The 4,620-nt window shown below is 65.2% G+C and carries 3 protein-coding genes and 3 pseudogenes; 4 read left to right on the top strand and 2 right to left on the bottom strand.

Annotated elements, in window-relative coordinates; genetic code table 11:
* Positions 1-299: 299 nt before the first annotated feature.
* A pseudogene (locus tag ACFU5K_RS31285) lies at positions 300-1,522 on the top strand (IS3 family transposase).
* Positions 1,523-1,822: 300 nt separating this feature from the next.
* On the opposite strand, the pseudogene ACFU5K_RS31280 reads toward ACFU5K_RS31285, so the two are convergent.
* Both ACFU5K_RS31280 and ACFU5K_RS31275 read right to left on the bottom strand, forming a co-directional pair.
* Positions 1,823-2,140 (bottom strand): annotated as a pseudogene (locus tag ACFU5K_RS31280) (IS30 family transposase); the annotation flags it as partial.
* Between the two features lie 57 nt (positions 2,141-2,197).
* Complete coding sequence (locus ACFU5K_RS31275; RefSeq protein WP_384067948.1) at positions 2,198-2,611, bottom strand: hypothetical protein; 414 nt, start codon at positions 2,609-2,611, stop codon at positions 2,198-2,200.
* Between the two features lie 188 nt (positions 2,612-2,799).
* On the opposite strand from ACFU5K_RS31275, the pseudogene ACFU5K_RS31270 reads away from it, so the two are divergent.
* From ACFU5K_RS31270 to ACFU5K_RS31260, 3 genes and pseudogenes are all read left to right on the top strand, one after another.
* Positions 2,800-3,358: pseudogene (locus tag ACFU5K_RS31270) on the top strand (transposase family protein); the annotation flags it as partial.
* Positions 3,359-3,745: 387 nt separating this feature from the next.
* Positions 3,746-3,940, top strand: a complete 195-nt coding sequence (locus tag ACFU5K_RS31265) for a ribbon-helix-helix protein, CopG family (protein ID WP_384067945.1) — start codon at positions 3,746-3,748, stop codon at positions 3,938-3,940.
* Positions 3,937-4,329, top strand: a complete 393-nt coding sequence (locus ACFU5K_RS31260; RefSeq protein WP_384067942.1) for a type II toxin-antitoxin system death-on-curing family toxin — start codon at positions 3,937-3,939, stop codon at positions 4,327-4,329. Before ACFU5K_RS31265 ends, ACFU5K_RS31260 begins: the two co-directional genes overlap by 4 nt.
* The last annotated feature ends 291 nt before the right edge of the window (positions 4,330-4,620 follow it).

Here is a 4,620-nt window from a genome sequence, read left to right as displayed (position 1 = left end):
AACGCCTACGTGATGCGGTGGATGCGCAAGAAGTTCAAACGGCTGCGGGGCAGGAAGAAAGCCCAGACCGCGTGGAACCAGGCCGTCGCACGACGACCCCGGTTCTTCGCCCACTGGGCCTGGACCACCCACGCACCCCGCGTCTGGTGACCAGAACGACAAGAGCCGTATGACGAGAGATCGTCACGTACGGATCTGTGAGGGCCGAGGGGTGAGATTCCCCTCGGCTACTCGGCGGCCTTGAACTCTGAATCCCCCCGGGTTTGATGGAGACATCGAAGACCCGGAAGGACCCGATCATGGCTGCTCCCCGTAAGTACCCCGACGAACTGCGTGAGCGTGCGACGCGTCTGGCGATCGAGGCCCGCAAGGACCCGGTCGGCCGGGCCGGCGCGATCAAGCGCATCGCCGACCAGCTCGATGTCCACCCCGAGGCGCTGCGGGGGTGGGTCAAGCGGGCCGAGACCGACGGCGGTCTGCGCCCCGGGACCACCAGCGTGGAGGCCGCGCGGATCGCCGAGCTGGAACGTGAGGTCAAGAAACTGCGCCGGGCCAACGCGATCCTGAAGTCGTCGGCGACTTTCTTCGCGGCGGAGCTGGACCGTCCACTGCGCTGAAGGTCGCCTATATCGACCAGCACAAAGAGGAGTTCGGCGTCCAGCCGATCTGCGACGTCCTGAAAGGCACGGACGCCGAGATCGCATCGAGCACCTACTACGCCACGCATGCCCGGCCCGAGTCCGCCCGCGCGGCCCGTGACCGGGAGCTCACCGAGGAGATCCGCGTGATCCACTCCGACAACTACGGCGTCTACGGCGCCCGCAAGATCCACGCCGCGCTGCGGCGCGAGGGCCGGCCGGTGGCCCGCTGCACGGTCGAGCGCCTGATGCGGGCGGCCGGCCTGCGCGGCGTGATGAGGGACAAGAGCCCGCGCACCACCCGGCCCGCCCCGGAGACCGACCGCCCCGCGACCTGGTCGAGCGGCAGTTCACCGCCGAGGCACCCAACCAGCTGTGGGTCGCGGACATCACCTACATCAAGACGCACTCGGGCTGGGTATACGCGGCGTTCGTCATCGACGTCTTCTCCCGCATGGTCGTCGGCTGGCAGGCCGCCACCAGCCTCTACACCGAACTCGCCCTGGACGCCCTGGAGATGGGCCTATGGAGACGCCGGCGCACCGGCGCCGACCTGACCGGACTCATCCACCACAGCGACCGCGGAGTTCAATACCGGGCCCTGCGCTACACCGAGCGCCTGGAGGAGGCCGCGGCCGTGGCCTCGGTCGGATCCAAGAGCGATTCGTACGACAACGCCCTCGCCGAGGCATTCAACAGTCTGTTCAAAGCCGAGCTGATCCGCAGCGCGGGCCCCTGGACCGGCATCAACGACGTCGAGATCGCCGTCGCCGAGTACGTCGTGGTTCAACCAGCGAAGGCTCCACGGAGAGCTCGGGCACGTCCCACCGGCCGAGTTCGAAGCCTCCCACGCGGCATCACCCGCACCCCAGACCACTCCCTGAAAACCAGTTAATCGACACTCCACAAAACCCGGGGCCTGACACTCGCCCGAATAGTCCTTCATCGCCATCGGCGGTCTTCTCGCTTCCTCCGGATCAAGCAGATCCAGTATCAGCGTGTCCACCACTCAGGGGGAGGCCCCGCACATCAGACAACTGCGGGTAACAAACTGACCAGTTCAATAGAGCACAGTCACAGGCTGCCCATCCTGCGGACCGGCTGACCGCGGTACCGAGACGATCTCCGCCTACGAAGATCTTGCCAGAGCCACGTTCACGTGTACGCCGACAAGTGATTGCGAATCAGCAGGTCAATGGGCCTGTCAGGTAGTCTCGCATGGCTTCGGATGGGGTCTTGTCGCCGAGGACCATGCGGGGGCGCCGGTTGAGCTGTCGGGCGGCTTCTCGCAGATCGGTGGCCGTGTGCACGGACAGATCGGTGCCCTTGCGGAAGTACTGCCGCAGCAGCCCGTTGGTGTTTTCGTTTGTGCCGCGCTGCCAGGGTGAGTGCGGGTCGCAGAAGTAGATCCGCAGCCCGGTCAGCGCCTCGATGTCTTGGTGCAGGGCGAGCTCTCGGCCCTGGTCCCAGGTGAGGGTCCGGCGGAGCTGGGGTAAGGATGTGGGGGCGTCCCCTCTGCAGGGCAGTGCGGCGGGCCTCTATCCGCCCCGCAGGGGTTGTCACTCCAGCGGCTGCGGATGGTCGGGATCGAAGCCGAACGCGTCTAGCGACCAGGCATCGACAGCACTGATGGGGAGGCACCAGGTGCGTTGATCGCCGTCGATGTTCACCTCAGCGAGGTGAACATACTTCGGCGTCTCGGGTGGTGAGGCATGCGGGGCGCCAGCCTTGCGCCGTCGCTGGTTCTCATTCCTCTTCTGGCTGGCATACTCCGTCAACCTGTCGAAGGACGACGCGAGCCCAGCAGCGTTTCCGCTGCGCACAGTGTCGGTAATCGATTGCCGGTATCGGACTTCGCTGATGAGACGCCCGCTGACCTGCCAGCCCCCGGCAAGCAGTGTCACGTCGATGAGGAGACCGTCGATGGCGTCGGCATGCGCAACAGCCTCAGTCAATGAGTGCAGTTCTGACATGTGATGACCCTAGTGCACTCGGGTATCCGTCGAGCGGGAGGCCGACGCCGTGCCAGGATTCCAGGGCCTCACCGTGGGAGAACGAAGCGGCCGCTTCTGGCCTCTTCCCGGCAAGCCTTAACGAGCTGGTGCGTTATTGCGGTCGATGTGTTCTTGCCGGTGGGTGGCGTGATCCGGATGTGGCGATCATGGTCAGTCGGACGGTTCTCGCGCATCAGGTGTGCACGGGGGTCTCCCGGGGGCATCTCGCGTCACTGGTGGAGGAGTTTGGCAGCCCGTGGCAGGCCGTGGTCGAGGGAGCGTTGCCACGAGGCTCGCGGCGGGGCCAGAAACCGTGAGGCAGGAGCCGGTGTCCGGCATCGGCTGGTGTTCGTCGACCGTCTCGTGGCCACACTGATCCAATTATGGCTCGATGTGCCGCATGCGGCGCTGGGGCTGCTGTTCGGCGTCGACCGCTCCACCGTCACCCGTGCGATCGGCGAGGTACGGGGGCTACTGGCCGAGCGGGGATGCGCGGTCCCAGACCGGCCCGGCCTGTGGACCCTGGCGGATGTGTTCGCATACGCCCAGGCCGAAGACATCGAGCTGCGGCTGGACGCAACCGAGATCCAGGTCCGAGGCCCCCTGCCAACCCGCGGCGGACGCCGTGCTTTCGTCTCGGGTAAGAAGAAGCAGAACACCATGAAGGCCACCGTCTTCGCCGACCACCAGGGCTGCACCCTCGGGACCGATGCCCTGCGACCAGGGTGAATGCCTGACGCGACCGCCAGCCTGGCTCTGCTGCCCATCTGGCACGCTGGGTGCCTCGTGCGTCAAGAAGCCGCACGTAACGCACACAGCGCACGTAACGCACGCGAGCGTTTTGCCCAGAATGTCCGCCGTAGGGTGCTGACCTGCGGCTACTTCCACCTGTTTGCGCTCCACATGTTTCGCGATGACGCATCACGTGGAGTGCGTGGCGATTCTGGAGCCCGCGGACAAGGGTGCCTGACCTGCGTTTTTGTGGTCTGGGCGGGTCACTCGACCTGTTTTCCTGCGTGCAGCGGGTCGAACGGACATATCGATCCGCGCAAGCCGGCCCTGAGTGGTTGGTATCACCTCGCCACCTAGATACCAGTCAGGTATCATCACTGTATGGCGATGACACTCCGACTCCCCGATGACCTTGATGCGAAGCTCACCGAGCGTGCTCGTCGGGAGCACCGCAGCAAGCAGGAGCTTGCCATTGAGGCCATTCGTGACGCCCAGAATCGGGCCGAGCTGAAGGTCGGCGACGTCCTGGCCGAGCTGATGGACAGCGATGCGGAGATCCTGGACTACCTGAAGTGACCGAAGTGCGCTACATCCAGATCGACGAGATTCTGGCCGTCGCTCGGACGGTCAACGGTACCGAGCACAGCGTGCGTGACATGGGACTCTTGGTGTCAGCGATCGAACGGCCCCGGACCAACGTGTTCGGGGCCGAGCTGTATCCCATGCTGCACGAGAAGGCGGCGGCGTTGCTGCACTCCGTTGCCCGCAATCACGCGCTGATCGATGGCAACAAGCGCACAGCCTGGCTTGCCATGCGCGTCTTCCTGCGGTTCAACGGCGTCAGTGCCGGTACCGTCCCGCCGCCCGTCTCCATTGCCGGGCCGTTCGTGGAGGAAGTTGCGCAGGACCACGTCGATGTACCGGTCATTGCCAAGCGTCTGGCGGCCTGGTTTCCCCTTTCCTGAGCACGACGACATGAGGGTCGGCGTACTCGCGTGCCGGCCCCTCATGCGCTGTCCGGCCTGCTCGGATCAGGCCGGAACCGGTGCTGCGCACTCGACGCCTGCGAAAATCCTGGAAGACCCAAGATCAAGAAACCTCCGTTCTGTTGGTAGCCGTCGTGTGCTTGAGCAGTTTGGTTGCGACCGTGCTTCTGGTCTTGACGCAAGACCGCGAAGTTTGCTGATCGGCGGGGCTGTCAAGGGGTGATTTGTGCTGGTGGGAGGGTCTGGACGCACGACGGGACCCCTGACGAT

This window comes from Streptomyces sp. NPDC057428 (genome assembly GCF_042803195.1).
Lineage (GTDB): Bacteria > Actinomycetota > Actinomycetes > Streptomycetales > Streptomycetaceae > Streptomyces.
This window is presented reverse-complemented; position numbering and strand designations above follow the sequence as displayed.